At 64.2% G+C, this 16,162-nt stretch carries 11 protein-coding genes; 5 read left to right on the forward strand and 6 right to left on the reverse strand.

The annotated features are described in order from the left end of the window. The first annotated feature begins 404 nt into the window (after positions 1 to 404). Together B0919_RS19925 and B0919_RS19930 are read left to right on the forward strand one after the other, a co-directional pair. On the forward strand, positions 405 to 3,626 hold the full coding sequence (locus tag B0919_RS19925) for a SusC/RagA family TonB-linked outer membrane protein (protein ID WP_078014043.1): 3,222 nt from the start codon (positions 405 to 407) through the stop codon (positions 3,624 to 3,626). 6 nt (positions 3,627 to 3,632) lie between these two features. Continuing rightward, positions 3,633 to 5,069 carry a RagB/SusD family nutrient uptake outer membrane protein gene (locus B0919_RS19930; protein ID WP_078014044.1) on the forward strand — a complete coding sequence of 479 codons (1,437 nt, stop codon included), beginning with the start codon at positions 3,633 to 3,635 and terminating at the stop codon, positions 5,067 to 5,069. 376 nt (positions 5,070 to 5,445) lie between these two features. On the opposite strand, the gene B0919_RS19935 is transcribed toward B0919_RS19930, so the two are convergent. Then, on the reverse strand, positions 5,446 to 6,219 hold the full coding sequence (locus B0919_RS19935; RefSeq protein WP_078014045.1) for a LytR/AlgR family response regulator transcription factor: 774 nt from the start codon (positions 6,217 to 6,219) through the stop codon (positions 5,446 to 5,448). Between the two features lie 440 nt (positions 6,220 to 6,659). On the opposite strand from B0919_RS19935, the gene B0919_RS19940 reads away from it, so the two are divergent. Both B0919_RS19940 and B0919_RS19945 read left to right on the forward strand, forming a co-directional pair. Beyond that, positions 6,660 to 8,180 carry a malate:quinone oxidoreductase gene (locus B0919_RS19940; protein WP_078014046.1) on the forward strand — a complete coding sequence of 507 codons (1,521 nt, stop codon included), beginning with the start codon at positions 6,660 to 6,662 and terminating at the stop codon, positions 8,178 to 8,180. Between the two features lie 237 nt (positions 8,181 to 8,417). Next, entirely contained in the window at positions 8,418 to 8,978 is a 561-nt protein-coding gene (locus tag B0919_RS19945) for a GNAT family N-acetyltransferase (RefSeq protein ID WP_078014047.1), read from the forward strand. Positions 8,979 to 9,340: 362 nt separating this feature from the next. Here B0919_RS19945 and ctlX read toward each other — a convergent pair whose 3' ends face one another. The 3 genes from ctlX to B0919_RS19960 all read right to left on the reverse strand — a co-directional run bounded on the left by ctlX (position 9,341) and on the right by B0919_RS19960 (position 12,300). Then, on the reverse strand, positions 9,341 to 10,261 hold the full coding sequence (gene ctlX, locus B0919_RS19950) for a citrulline utilization hydrolase CtlX (RefSeq protein WP_078014048.1): 921 nt from the start codon (positions 10,259 to 10,261) through the stop codon (positions 9,341 to 9,343). Between the two features lie 113 nt (positions 10,262 to 10,374). Further along, positions 10,375 to 11,043 (reverse strand): class I SAM-dependent methyltransferase, encoded by a 669-nt coding sequence (locus B0919_RS19955; protein WP_078014049.1) that lies wholly within the window; start codon positions 11,041 to 11,043, stop codon positions 10,375 to 10,377. Between the two features lie 60 nt (positions 11,044 to 11,103). Then, positions 11,104 to 12,300, reverse strand: a complete 1,197-nt coding sequence (locus tag B0919_RS19960) for a DUF1624 domain-containing protein (protein WP_078014050.1) — start codon at positions 12,298 to 12,300, stop codon at positions 11,104 to 11,106. 447 nt (positions 12,301 to 12,747) lie between these two features. Here B0919_RS19960 and B0919_RS19965 point away from each other — a divergent pair, with 447 nt between their 5' ends. Further along, complete coding sequence (locus B0919_RS19965) at positions 12,748 to 14,316, forward strand: flavin-containing monooxygenase (RefSeq protein ID WP_078014051.1); 1,569 nt, start codon at positions 12,748 to 12,750, stop codon at positions 14,314 to 14,316. Positions 14,317 to 14,405: 89 nt separating this feature from the next. Here B0919_RS19965 and B0919_RS19970 read toward each other — a convergent pair whose 3' ends face one another. Beyond that, positions 14,406 to 15,239 carry a phosphatase PAP2 family protein gene (locus tag B0919_RS19970; RefSeq protein ID WP_078014052.1) on the reverse strand — a complete coding sequence of 278 codons (834 nt, stop codon included), beginning with the start codon at positions 15,237 to 15,239 and terminating at the stop codon, positions 14,406 to 14,408. A gap of 107 nt (positions 15,240 to 15,346) precedes the next feature. Continuing rightward, positions 15,347 to 15,952 carry a GrpB family protein gene (locus tag B0919_RS19975; RefSeq protein ID WP_078014053.1) on the reverse strand — a complete coding sequence of 202 codons (606 nt, stop codon included), beginning with the start codon at positions 15,950 to 15,952 and terminating at the stop codon, positions 15,347 to 15,349. Between the last annotated feature and the right edge of the window lie 210 nt (positions 15,953 to 16,162).

The following is a 16,162-nucleotide window of genomic DNA, read 5'->3' on the forward strand; positions in this document are numbered from 1 at the left end:
CCGCCGGCGCCCCTGCGGCGCCCTGCTACCGAAATCCGCCCCTATACAATCACCTGCGGCCGCGGGCTTCAACGCCTATTGTGTGAAGTGCCCGGTTCCTGGTGCAAGGTGCTGGTTTGAGGGCGTGGGCAGCAGGGCGCGGCGCCGGCCAAGCCGGCAAGCGGCACTACGACCAGAAGTATAGAAACCTATACCTTCAACTTGCTAACAACCTACTGATAACCTGATCAATAACCAATAATCAGCAAACACTCCACACGGCAAAAAGAGCGCCTTGAATAAGAAGCCGGGCGCCCGAAAAAATAAGCAGTGCCCTTCGGAAAGAGGGGTGAGTTCTTGCCCGAATCGGCTGCTCCAAGCGGGCACCCTACGGCTTTTTCACTCACCTGCCTACTGCTCCTTTTATGAAAAAAAACCTACTAGTGCTTCTCCTGCTGATGCTCACGCTGGTGCAGCAGGGAGTGGCGCAGAGCCGCACCATTACGGGCCGCGTCACCGACCGCCAGACGGGTGAAGGCCTGCCCGGCGTAACGGTGCTGCTGAAAGGCACCAGCAACGGCGTATCCACCGATACCGATGGGCGCTATACCCTCACCATGGCCAACGGCGGCGGAGGCACCCTGGCATTCAGCTCCATTGGCTACCTGAGCCAGGAACAGCCCATCGGCGCCTCCGACCAGCTCAACGTGGCCCTGGCCACCGACGCGCAGCAGCTGAAGGAAGTGGTGGTAACGGGCTACGGCGGCTCGCAGGACGTGAAGGACATCACGGGCTCGGCGGCCATCATCCGGGAAGAAAAGCTGCTGAACCAGCCGGTGCAAAGCTTCGACCAGGCCCTGACGGGCCGCGCCGCGGGCGTCCAAATCACCAACTCCAGCGGCGCCCTGGCCGATGGCGTGTCGATTCGCATCCGGGGGGCCAACTCCATCAGCAACAGCTCGCAGCCGCTGATTGTGGTGGACGGCGTGCCCACCAACTCGCTGGAAAACGCCAACCAGTTCAACACCGGCAACGGCACGCGCTACAACACGCTGGCCGACATCAACCCCAACGATATCGAGTCGATTGACGTGCTGAAGGACGCGTCGGCGGCGGCCATTTACGGCTCGCGGGCGGCCAACGGCGTCATCATCGTGACGACCAAGCGCGGCAAGGCCGGCCAGAACCGCGTGTCGCTCAACTCCTTTGTGGGCGTGAACGAAATCGTGCGCAAGCCCAAGCTGCTCAACGGCGACCAGTTTATCGAGATTCAGAACGAGAAGGCGCTGAACCGCTTTGGCCCGGGCACGCCTAATTCCGTCATTGCCCGCAACGTGGATATCGACGGCGACGGGCAGCCCGACCGCACCGACTGGCTGGACGAGGTTTTTCGGCGCGGCTTCGCGCAGAACTACCAGGTGGCTATTTCGGGCGGCACCGACAAAGCCAGCTACTATGGCTCGGGCGACTGGACTGACCAGAAAGGCGTGCTGGTGGCCAACCGCCTGCGGCGCGGCTCGGTGCGCCTGAACCTGGATCTGCAGCCGGTGAAGTGGCTGAAAACGGGCATCAGCAGCAGCTACTCGCGCACGCTCAACAACGGCGTGCTCACCGATACTTACCTGGCTGGCGCCACGGTATCGGGGTACAATGCGGCGCCGATTTACCCGGTGCGCGACGCCAGCGGCAACTACTTCCTGGATTCGTTCGGCAACCTGGGCGGCGACGTGTTTACCATCGACGGCACGGCCTACCCCTTCTACCGCACCTACCGGCTGAACGCGGTGAACCACCCCAGCGCCGTGCTGGATTACCAGCGCAACGACAACACCTCGCAGCGCCTGCTAGCCAACGGCTACGCCACCGTGGAGCCCCTCACCGGCCTGAAGCTGACCACCCGCTTCGGGGTGGATTACCTGCAGAACTTCGAGGACCAGTACAGTGACCCGCGGCTGTCGGGCCTGGGCCGGGTGCTGGGCGACGGGCTGGTACAAAACAACGACCTGCGCCAAAACCTCTGGAACTGGGCCAACTACCTCAACTACACCCGCACCTTCGGGGAGCAGCACAACGTGGACGTGACCGTGGGCGTGGAGTACCAGGAAGAGTCGCAGCGCCAGATCGGCACGTACGCGGCCAACTTCGCCGACCCCAAATTCAAGGAGATTTTCACGGGCCTCTCGACCGAAGCGCTGCAGGCCGACGGCTCGCGCTACACCCAGGGCTTCGACTCGTACCTGGCCCGCCTGAACTACTCCTTCGGCAATAAGTACTACGTCTCGGCCAACTTCCGGGCCGATGCCGACTCGCGCTTCGGCGAAAACAACCGCCGCGGCTATTTTCCCGGCGGTTCGGTGGGCTGGCGCATCTCGGAGGAAGGCTTCCTGAAGGGCGTGACGCTCATCAACGACCTGAAGCTGCGCGCCAGCTACGGCGTGGTGGGCAACTCCAACGGCCTGCTGCCCTACGCCTCGCGCACCCTGATCGGGGCCGGGCAGTACGCCGACGTCAATGGGCTGGGCATCACGCAGGTGGGCAACCCGGAGCTGGCCTGGGAAAAATCCCGCAAGCTCGACATCGGGCTGGACGCCTCGGTGCTCACCAACCGCGTGAGCCTCACCCTGGACTACTTCGACAACGACATCAGCGACCTGATTCTGGACGCGCCGGCGCTGCGCACCACCGGCATCCCGAACTCCATCGACTACGTGCGCACGGTGGTGACGAAGAACATCGGCTCGATGTACAACCGCGGCCTGGAAGCGACGCTAAACACCACCAACGTGCAAACCGCCTCGGGCTTCCGCTGGACCAGCTCGGTGAACTTCACGGCGGTAAAAAACCAGATTACCTCGCTGGCCACCGATTTGCCCGTACCGGAAGGGCAGTCTTCTGACCCCAACGACGTGGTGGCGGGCGCGCAGCGCGCCAGCGTGGGGCGGCGGCTGGGCGTGTACTTTCTGCCGCGCTGGGCGGGCGTCAACCCCGAAAACGGCAACGCCCAGTTTCTGGACGCCAACGACAACATCAAGCAGTACGACGCGGTGAACCGGGTCTGGCTAACGGCCAGCGGCGACGTGACCACGGCCATCAGCACCAACGACTACCGCTACACCGACAAGGGCGGCTACCCCACCTGGTACGGCGGCTTCGACAATACCCTGGCCTTCAAAGGCCTGGAGCTGGGTATCTTCCTGCAGTACAGCGGCGGCAACCTGCTCTACAACGCCACGCGGGCCGGCCTGCTGACCAACTACTACAACAACAACCTCACGGAAATCATGGACCGCTGGCAGCAGCCCGGCGACCAGACCGACATACCGAAGCTGGTGCTGCAGGACAACGTCTCGACCCAGGCCTCCACGCGCTGGCTGGAGAAGGGCGACTTCCTGCGCCTGCGGCAGCTAAGCCTGGGCTACAACCTGCCCAAGAACCTGCTGGGGCAGGCCAAGCTGAGCAACGTGCGGGTGTACGCCCTGGTGCAGAACGTGTTCGTGATTACGGGCTACAACGGCACCGACCCGGAGGTCAACTCCAACCGCAACAACACCACGCAGGGCACTAACGGCAACATTGCTTTCGGCGTGGACAACCGCGCCGTGCCGCAGGCCCGCAGCTACACCGTCGGCCTCAACCTTAGCCTGTAACCTGCCATGACAGCTACGACCTACCTCCGCATCACCTGCCAGGCAGCCGCGGTGGCGCTGCTCCTGCTGCTGGCCCCCGGCTGCGACGTGCTCGACCAGGAATCCCCCGCGGCCCTGACGCCCGAAGAAACCTTCAGCACACCCGACCGCATCGAGAAGGCCGCCATCAGCATGTACGACGCGCTGCAAAACCCCGAGTTCCTGGGCGGGCGGGCGCTGATATACAGCGACGTGCGCTCCGACGACACCGACCCCTCGCCGTACTTCAATACCATTGCCACGTCGTCGGCGCTGGCCAACGACATTCAGGTGACCAACGGCTGGACCGGCGGCTACCGCACGATTTACGCGGCCAACTTTTTCCTGCAAAACTTCGAGCCCAACGCCGGCATTGTGTCGCAGGAGCTGGCGGCGCAGTACCGGGGCGAGGCCAAGTTTATCCGGGCCCTGACGATGTTTCACCTGGTGAACCTGTTTGCTCAGCCCTACAACTTCACGCCCGACGCCTCGCACCTGGGCATTCCCATTCAGCTGACGGCGCCCGACGCGGTCAGTGCCTACGACCCTTCGCAGCGCCTGGCCCGCTCCTCGGTGCGCGACGTGTACGCGCAGATCATCAGCGACTTGAACGACGCCGCCAGTGGCCTGCCGACGGACTACGACGACCCGGAATACGCCGACGTGGCCCGCGCCACGAAGGGCGCGGCGCAGGCCTTGTTGTCGCGGGTGTATCTGTACCAGGCCAATTACACGCAGGCGGCGGCCCTGGCCGGCACGGTCATCAGTTCGGGCCGCTACCAGCTGAACCCCAGCCCGGCCACCACCTTTGCCCCGCCCTACAACACGCCTGAGTCCATCTTCTCGGTGGCGATGAACACCAGCGACAACCCCAACACCAACAACGCCATCGGGCAGCACTACAGCCCCACCGGGCGCGGCGACATCACCATTTCGCCTTACGTGGCCATTCCCCCCAGCGTATTTCCGGCCGACGACGAGCGCCGCACCACGCTGGTACGCGTGTCCAGCAACATTCCCTACACGGGCAAGTACCAGACCGTGGGCGACTGGGTGCCCATCGTGCGCTACCCAGAGGTGCTGCTGAACCGGGCCGAAGCCCTGGCCCGCACCACGGGCCGCACGCAGGAGGCCGTGGACCTGCTGAACCAGGTGCGCAACCGCTCCAAAGGGGCCAGCACGCCTTCCTACACGCTGGCCGGCTTTGCCGATGCGCCGGCGCTGATCAACGCCATCCTGCTGGAGCGGCGCCTGGAGCTGGCCTTCGAAGGGCACCGCTACTACGACCTGCTGCGCACCCGCCAAGCCATTCCGGCGCACGGCACCATTCCCAGCATTCCGTACGGCGACAACCGGCTGGTACTGCCCATCCCGCAGGTCGATTTGCAGAACAACCCCAACCTGGCGCAGAATCCGGGCTATTGACCGCCCGCGCCGGCTCATCAAACAGCAAGGCCTGGCTTATGAAGCCAGGCCTTGCTGTTTTGCCGATTTTACTGCTGCGGGGCGGGGTGCAACCGGGTGGTGGCAGAACCACGGCCAGCCGGGCTGGCTCCTTTTTGACTTGAGAGCTACTCACTCACTCACATCCAAGTCCACTTCAGGAGTCTGCCGAGCCGCTGGTTGCAGCCCATCCGTCTTGAGGCCCTGCCCCGCCGGGCAATAAATACCGGCCAGTCGTAATGAACAGAGGCTAAATACGCAGCCCAGGCTTCGTCCGGCACCCCTTATTGTCTGACCTGAGCGTCTGGCTTTCTGACCTGTGGCTTTGCGGGTGTGAGCTGGCCGGGGAAGCCCGGGCTCAGCGGTTCTTGATGAGAAAGGCTTTGACGTTGTCGCGATAAAAGCGCGTCCATTTAAGGCGGTGGCCGCTGGTCAGCGTCACTAGGTACTCCCCGTTGAAGTACGATTCCAACTCCTCCACGTAGTTCAGGTTGATGATATAGGAGCGGTTGATGCGGGTAAAATCGGCGGGGTCCAGGCGCTGCTCCAGCTGGGTTAGGCTTTCGTAGGTGGTGTAGTTGCGCTTGAGCGTGTGCACGGTGATGTAGTTGCCGTCGGCATCGAGGTAAACGATGTCTTCAACCTTGATAAAGAACAGCTTGTGGTTGTCCTTGATCAGCATACGCTTGGGGTAGGCACGCTGGGCGGGCGGCTCTTCGCTGAGCAGGCGGCGCATCAGGGCGTGCACCTCCGGCTGGGGCTGGAGTTGGGTTAAGTTCGTTTTCATGTGGTGCAGGGTTTGGTGCAGTTGTGAGGGGGTGCAGGGCTTGGGCAGGCAGGGCAGTCCGCTGGCTTCCAGGTCCTGCAAGGGCAGTAGCTGAGGATCGGTCAGAAACACCACGTAGGGCTGAAAGTGCGGCCAGATGCCGCGCAGCACGCCGAAGCCATCGAGGTGGGGCAGCTCCAGGCTCAGGAACAGCACCTGGGGCCGGTGCTCCAGCAAGGCAATCAGCGCCTCGGTACCCGTCACTACCTCGGCCACCAGGCGCAACTCCGTGTCCTGCGCCAGCCCCAGCCGCAGGGCCTGCCGGGAAGCCTCGTCCTGGTCGGCAACAATAGCTAGGTAGCTCATGCGGGACGGGCGCTGAGAAAATGGGGGCGGGAACAGGAAAAAAATCGGACCGCGCCGGCTGGGGCGGCCCCGGCGCAGCAGGCCCGGCGAAGCAGCCGCCGGGGCCCCTAAGTAAAACGAACAAACGGCTCGGTTTTCGGCTCGTCAAGCGGTGGATACTCCGAGCAACGGGGGTGCGGAACCTGTGCTTATCAGGCTGGTGTTAAAAGGGCTTCGCCAAGAAGACACCCGGGAAGCGTCAGGGATGCACCTCTACGAAAATATTCGTATGCCTTGGCTTTTTTCACCGGCTCGTTTGCTCGCCCCCGGCCGTAGCGCCTGGCTTCGGTGCCCTCTTTCCCTCCCACATTACCTTCTGACGCACCCAGGCGGCTTTTGATATCAAACAATAGCCACCTTTTTTTGCTTTCCGCGTACTGCCTAAGTCTCTTCCCGACTTTATGAATACACCCAACTCTTCGGCCGACACCGAGCTCAATCCCGACGTAATCCTCATCGGAGCGGGCATCATGAGCGCAACCCTGGGCATGATGCTCAAGGAGCTGCAACCGGATTTGCGCATTGCCGTGGTGGAGCGCCTCGACGTGGCCGCCGCCGAAAGCTCCGACGCCTGGAACAACGCCGGCACCGGCCACTCGGCCTTCTGCGAGCTGAACTACACCCCCGAAAAAGCCGACGGCAGCATCGACACGAGCAAGGCCATCAAGATTGCCGAGCAGTTTGAGCAGTCCAAGCAGTTCTGGGCGTTTCTGGCCCAGAAATACCAGGTCAAGGAGCTAAGCCGCTTCATCAACCACGTGCCGCACCTGAGCTTCGTGTGGGGCCCCGACAACGTGGAGTACCTGCGCAAGCGCCAAGCCGCGCTGGTCAAGTCACCCCTGTTTCAGGGCATGCAGTTCAGCACCGATAAGGCCGAGCTGCAGCAGTGGATGCCGCTGGTGATGGAAGGCCGCGACCCGCAGCAGCCCGTGGCGGCCACCCGCATGGACCTCGGCACCGACGTCAACTTTGGCTCCCTGACCCGCGGCATGTTTTACCTGCTGCAGGAGAAGCCGGGCGTGTCGTTCTACTTCAACCACGAAGTGGAAAAGATCAAGCGCAAAGAAGACAACCAGTGGCGCGTGCGGGCCGAAAACCGCGCCACCGGCGAAACGCTGAAGCTCAAAGCGCCTTTCGTGTTCATCGGTGCGGGCGGGGGCTCCTTGCCGCTGCTCATTGCCTCGGGCATTCCCGAGGGGCAGGGCTTCGGCGGTTTCCCCGTGAGCGGGCAGTGGCTGAAGTGCACCAACCCCAACGTCATTGCTCGGCACGACGCGAAGGTGTACGGCAAGGCCTCCGTGGGCTCGCCGCCCATGTCGGTGCCCCACCTCGACTCGCGCGTCATCAACGGCAAAAAGGAGCTGCTGTTTGGCCCGTACGCGGGCTTTAGCACCAAATTCCTGAAGAAGGGCTCGTACTTCGACCTGCCGTTCAGCATCAAGCTCAGCAACATGCGCCCGATGATTATTGCGGGCCTGAAAAACATTCCGCTCACGCGCTACCTCATCAACCAGGTGCGGCAGTCGCCGGAAGACCGGCTGGCGGCCCTGCGCGAGTACCTGCCCCAGGCCAACCCCAACGACTGGGAGCTGGAAATTGCCGGGCAGCGCGTGCAGGTCATCAAAAAGGACAAGAAAGAAGGTGGCGTGCTCGAATTTGGCACCGAGGTGGTCAGCGCCGCCGATGGCTCCATTGCGGCGCTGCTCGGTGCCTCGCCGGGCGCTTCCACAGCCGTGAGCATCATGCTGGGCCTGGTGCAGCGCTGCTTCCCGCAGCAGGCCGCCACGCCCGCATGGCAGGCCAAATTCAAGGAAATGATACCCTCCTTCGGCCTGTCGCTCAACGACAACCCGCAGCTGGTGGAGGAAGTACGCGTACACACCAGCGAAGTGCTGGGCCTGAACACGCCCGTCAACAGCTAAGCTTCCAAACTTACAGCTAACAAAAACGCTCCGGTTGGGTAGACCGGAGCGTTTTTGTTAGCTGTGAGGCCGCGTATTTGTGCGCGAACTGCGTGGCGGCACTACGGAATCGGGGCCGGCAAACACGTAAACCGGGCCTAGAGGTTGTTCGCGGGCCCGCTTTTGCCCGTAGACCAACGTACAAGCTCAGCCAAAGGCCGGGCTTGCGCCCCGCTTTTCCACCCGCTTACTTGTCTTATGATTCGCCTAGAGCCTTTCACCCCCGCTGATTTTCAGGAGCTGATTAGCTGGATCGACAACGAGCAGCTGCTCAACGAATGGTCCGGCTCCCTGTTTTCCTTCCCGCTTACCGAAGACAGCCTGCACTGGTACATTCAGGGAGCCAACGACCCCAAAGACCCCGAGGTGTTTATCTGGAAGGCCGTCGACAGCAAAACCGGGCAGGCCGTGGGACACATTTCCCTGGGCAGCTTCAGCAACCGCGACCAGTCGGCGCGTATCACCCGGGTGCTGGTGGGCAGCCGGCAGCAGCGCGGCCGCGGCGTGTGCAAGGGCATGATCGACGCCGTGCTGCAAGTGGGCTTCGAGCAGCTGAACCTGCACCGCATCAGCCTGGGCGTGTACGATTTCAACCACGCCGCTATCCGCTGCTACCAGAAAAGCGGCTTCCACAAGGAAGGCACCCTGCGCGACGTGAAGCGCGTGGGCGACGAGTGGTGGAGCCTGGTGGAGATGAGCATCCTCGAAGACGAGTGGCGCGCCCTGCACCAATCCCGGCTGGACGCCAAAGCTGCTTAGACCGGCAGTTGTCTCCCGATCAAACAGTTAGTGCAATACTTAATACTTTCATAATACCTAAACCCAGACCCGAGTCCGGCGGTTATCGTACCAACAAAGGCTGCCGGGGCGCATTCGCCGCACGCCACTGGCCGGCAGCCTTTGCGTGGTTTTGCGGCGACACGCATGCTAATCCGTTGATATTATGCTCTCCGTCACCCGCTATAACCGCGCCACTCGGCGCAACGACGCGGTGGTGTACCTGCTGATGGCCGTGGCCAGCGCCTGTGCGCTGTTCTTCTCGCTGTAGGTCCTCCCCGCCCCCAACGCTCTGCCTCTCCGCCGCCCGGTACATCACCGGGCGGCTTTTTTGTGCCGGCAACCTAAGCCGGCGGCAGAAACACTTCGGCCAGCATGCAGCGCACGCTGCCTCCGCCCAGGGTTTCGATGGTGGGGATGGCCAGGGGCAGCAGCTCGCAGTAGCGACTCAGCGCCTGGCGTTGCGCCGGCGTAAGGGCTTCGTAGGCGCTCTGCGACATAGCCAGCAGTTCCCGGCCGCTGGCGGGCTGCAGCGCGAGCATGTTGCCGGCAAAGCGCGTCACCTGTTCGCGGGTGATGGGAATGATATCGTGGCCGGTGCGGGTGAGCGACGCCTCCACGGCGGCCCGCTCGGCGGCATCGGCGATGCTGTCGAGGCAAATGACGGCAAAGCCCGCGCCCAGGCACATCATCACGTTGGTGTGGTAGATGGCGTGGCCCTGCGCATCGGTGGCCTGAAACGCCACGGGCCGGTACCCCAGGCGCGTGGCCGCTTCGGCAAACAGGGCCGCATCGGTGCGGGGCGAGCGGGCGGCGTAGGCCACGCGGTGCTCGTGGTCGAAAATGATGCTGCCGGTGCCCTCCAGGAAGCGGCCCTCGGCTTCGTGGCCGGAGAGGTCGATGATTTCGCGAAGCGCAAACTGCCGGCCCAGCGCCTGCAATACGTCGGGGCGGCGCTCGGCGCGGCGACTGGGCGCGCACATGGGGTAGAGCACGGCGCGGCCGTCGGGGTGCAGGGTCAGCCAGTTGTTGGGAAATACAGCGTCGGGCTTGGCGGGTACTTCGGTGTCGTCGAACACGAGCACCTGCACGCCCCGGCTGCGCAACGCAGTTACCAGCGCCTCAAATTCTGCCAACGCCTGGCGCTGGGCCCCATCGGACGTGAGGCCCGCCACGGATTGCTGAAAATGGTTGGAGGCGGCCGTTTCGGCATTGAAACCGAAGCGGGCGGGCCGAACGAGCAAGACGGTACGGGCAGCGGGCATAACAGCGGTGAGCCCGCCAAACGGGGACGGGCGCACCGCAAAGAAACATATCCATCCGACGACTTACCTGCCCCGCGCCTGCTTCGGCAAGGGCAGACTTCTTCGCTGGCTGGTTATGACCCGGGTGCGGCGACACCTACCGGCCCCACCGCCCGCCCAATGACAGCAAACAGCGGATCGGTAACGCTGCGCGGGCCGGGGCTGCGGTCAAGCTGCTCGATGCGGTGCCAGCCGCCGGCAGCCTGTAGGTACTGCGCCACTAGTTGCAGGTGGCCCTGGTCGTCCAGGGCGTGCCAGGCGGCAATGGCCTTGCTGGGAAAGCAGCGGTTGGAAAAGGTAATAACCAGCGGGGCTTCGGGCCGCAGCACCCGGGCCAGCTCGCGCATCACCGCCACGGGCTGGGTGAGGTAATCCACCGACACGCAGATGGCCGCGCCGTCGAAGCTGGCGTCGGCAAAAGGCAGCGCGGGCTGCTGGTTGAGGTCCTGCACCACGTAGGCGTGCAGGCGCGGGTTGGCGCGCAGCTCGGCCTCGTTCATGCCCAGGCCCACCACGCGGGCGTAGCTCACCTCGGGCGGCAGGTGGCTCACCCAGCTGCTCATCAGATCGAGCAAGGTGCCGCCGGCCGGGAAATACTCGCGGTAGAGCTGGGTAACGGCGGCAATGGCCCGGTCGTCGATGTGGGTGACGTAACGCGGGTGGCGGTAAAATTCCGCGTCGGGCGCTTCATCGAAGCGCTGAAACGCGCGGGCCGGAAATGGGGGCTGGTCGTCGGGATTCATGGCGCGGGCTTTCTCTGCTCAATGACAAAAGCCCGTTGCAGTTGGTTCGGCCGCCCGGCCCTACAGGTACGAGAGCCACCAGTAGGCGTGCTGCTGCTTGTAGCGGGCGTACCAGCGGCAGGGCCAGTAGATGAGCAACACCAGCACGGCCCACACCAGATAGGCCCGCCACAGGTGAAACGTGTAGGCCGCGGGCCAGTTTTGCTGGGGCTCAAACCCGAAGTTGACCGCCTGCCCGAAGGCCAGCCGCGTCCATACCCAGGCGCTGCCGCTAATAAGGGCCAGGTGCAGCAGAAAGTAGAAAAACGGCACCTGCCCGAAGGTCCGTAGCACCCGGCTCACTGCACCGGTGGCGCGCTCCAGCCCGGCCAGCAACAGCAGCGCCACGCCCAGCGTGAGGCTAAGGAAGAGCAACGACGGTGGGTACTTCTGCACATTCAAGAAGGACAACACCGTGTACAACGCCCCGCGCGGCTGCACGCTCCAGGGCTGCGGGTCGCCGTAACCATTGAGCAGCCGCAGCCCGACGAACAGCACCAACAGAGCCGCCCCCGCGCCTACCAGCCAGCGTTGCCGCTGGCCAGCCTCGGCCCGAAACCACGGCCCGATGAGGTAGCCCGCCAGCATGACGCCCGTCCAGGGCAGCACGGCGTAGGCTTCCAGCAAGGGCGGCAATGGCGGCAGCGCTACCACGCCGGGCGGGTTGTGGAGCAGGGCCCACCACCAGTTACCGGCCGTAACGGGCTGCGTCGGCGCCAGCAGGTTGTGCCCGCCGATGATGAGCACCGCCAGCGCCACCAGCACCGGCCGCGGCAGCCAGATCAGCCCGGCCAGCAGCACCATCGCCCAGCCAATGGCCCAGATGACTTCCAGCACCAGCAGCTGGTGGCTCCACTGCAGCAGGAAGGTGATGACGATTAATTCCAGCGCCACCAACCATAGCCCGCGGGTAAGCAAAAAACGGCTGACGCGCCCCCGGTTGGGCTGTTTTTGCGCGTACAGATAGATGCTGACGCCGGAGAGAAAGACGAACGTGGGCGCGCAGAAATGCGTGACCCACCGGGTGAAGAACAGCGCCACCGAGGCCTGCGTCACATCTTCGGGCCGGACGGTACTCGGGCTCCAGAACTCGCGGATGTGGTCCAGGGCCATGATGACCATGACTAGGCCGCGCACCACATCGATGCTGGCTACGCGGACTTTGGTGGCGGATGGCACCGCGGTTCCGGCGGGAAGAGAAGTAACGAGCTGAGCCATAGTCGACGGGAAGTAGGAGAAGCACCAGCAGCCCGCTGCCACCGGCTAGCGCTGCTGCGTCAGGAAGTTGTCGATTATCGCCGTGATTTCCGCCTGCCGGATTGCGGCTAAGTAGTACCCTGCACCTCAACGTCGGGCTCCTGCTGCTCCGTCGAGGCTATAAGGGTGCGTGCCGACGGGGCGCAGAAGCAGGCGTTGAGCAGCGGAGCCGGCTCGGGTGGGTATTCGGAGTAGCCAATGCATGTGGTACCTAAACCGCTCCTGCGGGCTGCAAAAGCCGAAACGACAACTTCCGGCTCCGCCCAGCGCAGGTGCACCACATGAAAATGCTATAGCCAAACGAGGCTCAGTGCAACTAAACTTGCACTGTCGATTCGTCGCTGCTTCTCAGGGCATTAGAAGCCATTCGACGCTTTTTCCGCGCTTCTCTTTCTTACCTAACCTGCTATGAAAACCAACCAAGTAGCCATCATCGGCGGCGGCCCCGCCGGTATTGCCGCCGCCAAGTCCCTGCTCGAAGACGGCCTCACGCCCGTCATCATCGAACAAAGCGGCAGCCTCGGCGGCCAATGGAACCAGGGCGCGGCCCACAGCGGGCAGTGGCCCGGCATGCCGGCTAATTCCTGCCACATCAAAATGTCGTTTTCCGACTACGACTACCCGGCCGGCACGCCCATGTACCCGAGCACCGAGCAGGTGCTGGCCTACCTGAAGGACTACGCCCACCACTTCAGCGTGGATCAGCACGTGCGCTTTCACACCCGCGTGGAGCTGATTTGCCGCGGCGCGGAGGGCCAGTACGTCGTGTGGACGGTGAACCGGGCCGGCGAGCGGCGCACCGAGGTTTTCTCGCACGTCATTGTGGCCACGGGGCGCTACAACAAGCCGCACTACCCGAACACACCCGGCCTCGACCACTTCCACGGCCGCGTGATGCACTCAATGGAATACCGCGGCCGCGAACCTTTCCGCGGGCAGCGCGTGCTGGTGGTCGGCAACAGCATCAGCGGGCTGGAAATTGCCAGCGACCTGGCCCGCAACCCCGATACCACGGTTATTTCCTCGGCCCGCAAGCCGCGCTACATCGCCCGCAAAATGATGCTGGGCGTGCCCACCGACCAGCTGGCTTTCACCCGCTTCGGGGCCTACGCCAGCCGCGCCCTGCCGCCCGCTGAGGCCGCCGAAGGACTGAAGCAGCTGGTGCTGGCCGCCGTGGGCAACCCGGCAGATTTCGGTGGCCTGCGCCCCGCCGACAACGCGCTGGAAGCCGGCTTCGCGCAGTGCCAGGATTACCTCGACCATGTGCAGGCCGGCCGCATCCGCGCCGTCGCGGGCGTGCAGGCCTACGCCCCCGGCACGGCGGTGCTCACCAGCGGCGAGCAGCTGCACGTGGATACCGTCATTCTGGCCACGGGCTACGACCTGCACCTGCCCTTCCTGCACGAGGAGCTGCAGCTCACCGTCAATCTGGACCGCAAGCACCTCGACCTACACCACTTCACCTTCCACCCGGCCCTGCCCAACTTTGCCTTCATGGGCTTGTTTGAGCAAATCGGTTCCTACTTCGTGTCGGCCGAGCTGCAGGCGCGCTGGATATCGGCCTGCTGGAGCGGTGCCTGCGCCCCACCCACGGCGGCGCAGATGGAAACGGGCCTGCAGGAGTTTCAGCACTTCCGGCAGCACCGCGGCATGACCACCTGCCAGGAAGTGGCCGAGCTGATTTCCGCCAACCTGGGCGTAGCCCCCACCCTTTCGCGCTACCCCGAGCTGGCCGCTGAGCTGTTCTTCGGCATGCTGGCGCCCGCGCAGTTTCGCCTCGAAGGCCACGGCAGCCAAGCCGGTGCCCGGGCCCGCTTCGAGCGCAACGTGCGCTTCTTTATGGATGGCCAGCCCATGCAGCTCACCGAACAGCAGCTGGCCCAGCTGCAGATGCTGGCCGCCCGCCTGCCGCAGCACGCGCAGCTCCAGGCGCTGATGCAGCAGCTACAGCCCGCCGAAGCGGAGGCCGTGGCGTAACGCCCTGCCCCGAGAAAAGCTACAACGGCCCGCTGACTTGCATCAGCGGGCCGTTGCTGGTTTCAGGCCGCAGCCAATTACGGGAAGAGCTACAGCTGCTTGGTCATCAGCAGCCCGCCGTAGGAAAAGCCGTTGACGTTGACGCCCTGCATGGGTACCACCGACACGCCGCTGCCTTTGGTGACCTTGTGCAGCTGCGGCACCACGATGCCAATGGTGGTGCCCACGGCGTAGCCCACGAGGTTGTCGGAGAGGAAGTGCTTGCCGGCCTCGATGCGCGACACAGCTACAGCGGCAGGCACCAACGCAGCGGCCGTCCACACGTAGGGCTCGGCCCGGGAACCGGGGTTGAAGTCGTGGAAAACCTTGGCGGCGAAGAAGGTAGCCGTGGCCGTGTGGGCGGTATGGCCGGCAAAAAAGGAGTTGGTGGCAATGCGGCTCGTGCGCTTGTTTTCGGGCCCATCGGTGCCGTACAGGAAGGGTCGGTAGCGAGACACCGAGCCCACCGTGAGGGTAAACGCCGCGGCCGTGCTGGCCAGCGTCTCGGCGTACAGGCCGAGCACCTGCCCGTAACGGCCGCGGGCGTTGGGGTCCAAGGCCAGCAGGCCGGGCGCCGCCACCAGCGAGCCGTAGCAGAGCACGTCACCCACCGTTTGGGCCTTGTCGCTGTAGTTGCCGGCCGCGAACCGGTCGAACTTGGGTACGTCGTTTTTGCTGAGGCTGGCCAACTCGGTCTGGCTCAGGCCGTGTTTCTTCTTCACCAGCAGCAGGCCCATGCCACCGAGCGCGCCTATGCCCACGGTCACGGGCGCATCGACGACGAAGCGGGTGCGGTACGGCGAGGAGGCTTGCTGCGCGGTAGCCACGGGGCCGGCCGACACGCACAGCGCGCCGGCCAGGGCAAGGGAATAAGGGAGCTTCATAGCGGGAGCGTTGGCAACTTCTTGCTGGCTCAAACGCGTAACCGCCGAGTTGGGTTGACTGCGCGGTATCAGCCTCGTTGCTGCGGCTTTTGCGGCCCACCCTAGGCTTACGCGTCGGCGGGCGGCAGCTGCCAGCTTACCTGCTCCGCCCACAGCGCGGCGGCCTGGTACACGAGGTGAAACACGGGCTCTTTGAGGTACAAGTACCCGTCGATGCTGGCCGGAAACAGCCCGGCCGCCCGCCGCTTCAGCAGCTCGTACTCGGCGCGGGCCGGGGCGTTGGCGCGCAGGTAGTCACGAAAAAGCAGGGCGTAGCGGGCATTGAAGCGGCCCGCCTCCCGGATGTGCATGTGCACCCGCCGCTCACCAGCAGGCTCGCGCATGTACAGTTTGCGCAGCTCCGGCGAATCGGCCGGCAAGGGGTGGTACACGTCGTACTGCCAGCTGCGGCCTTGCTGGAAGCCGGCGGCCCACAGCGGCTGCAGGCGCGTGGCCGCCGCGGGCAGCTCCGGCACCGTCAGCTGCACGTCGATAACATCCTTGGCGCGGAGGCCGGGCACGGCCGTGGACCCGATGTGGTCGATGCGGGTCACGGCCGGGCCGACCACTGCCCGGATGCGCTGCGCCAGCTCGGCAAACTCCTCCCTCCAGGCCGCGCGGTATGGCACCAGCACCACGGGCCGGGAGGGCCCAAACGAATCGTAAGACAACATGGCGTGGGTAAAGAAAGCGAGTGGAGCGAAGGTATTGGCTATAGCTCAGTGCTCGAAGGACGCGCCTTCATCCTTCTGATTCACCTCTGCCTTGCCCTAATTGGCGTTGGGCATCTGCCCGGCCAGGGCTGTGCTTCCCCCTATCGTTCGGTTCGTTTCCACTCCTACCTTTACCGGCCCGCTGCTGGTAGCGTGCTGCCCTTACTTGTA

The organism is Hymenobacter sp. CRA2 (genome assembly GCF_002007105.1).
Classification (GTDB): domain Bacteria; phylum Bacteroidota; class Bacteroidia; order Cytophagales; family Hymenobacteraceae; genus Solirubrum.

Excerpts from the sequence above, each read along its gene's own strand:
- B0919_RS19925 (WP_078014043.1), top strand. The coding sequence starts at position 405 with ATGAAAAAAAACCTACTAGTGCTTCTCCTGCTGATGCTCACGCTGGTG.
- B0919_RS19965 (WP_078014051.1), top strand. The coding sequence starts at position 12,748 with ATGAAAACCAACCAAGTAGCCATCATCGGCGGCGGCCCCGCCGGTATT.
- B0919_RS19935 (WP_078014045.1), bottom strand. The coding sequence starts at position 6,219 with ATGAGCTACCTAGCTATTGTTGCCGACCAGGACGAGGCTTCCCGGCAG.
- B0919_RS19975 (WP_078014053.1), bottom strand. The coding sequence starts at position 15,952 with ATGTTGTCTTACGATTCGTTTGGGCCCTCCCGGCCCGTGGTGCTGGTG.
- B0919_RS19940 (WP_078014046.1), top strand. The coding sequence starts at position 6,660 with ATGAATACACCCAACTCTTCGGCCGACACCGAGCTCAATCCCGACGTA.
- B0919_RS19945 (WP_078014047.1), top strand. The coding sequence starts at position 8,418 with ATGATTCGCCTAGAGCCTTTCACCCCCGCTGATTTTCAGGAGCTGATT.
- B0919_RS19930 (WP_078014044.1), top strand. The coding sequence starts at position 3,633 with ATGACAGCTACGACCTACCTCCGCATCACCTGCCAGGCAGCCGCGGTG.
- ctlX (WP_078014048.1), bottom strand. The coding sequence starts at position 10,261 with ATGCCCGCTGCCCGTACCGTCTTGCTCGTTCGGCCCGCCCGCTTCGGT.
- B0919_RS19955 (WP_078014049.1), bottom strand. The coding sequence starts at position 11,043 with ATGAATCCCGACGACCAGCCCCCATTTCCGGCCCGCGCGTTTCAGCGC.
- B0919_RS19960 (WP_078014050.1), bottom strand. The coding sequence starts at position 12,300 with ATGGCTCAGCTCGTTACTTCTCTTCCCGCCGGAACCGCGGTGCCATCC.
- B0919_RS19970 (WP_078014052.1), bottom strand. The coding sequence starts at position 15,239 with ATGAAGCTCCCTTATTCCCTTGCCCTGGCCGGCGCGCTGTGCGTGTCG.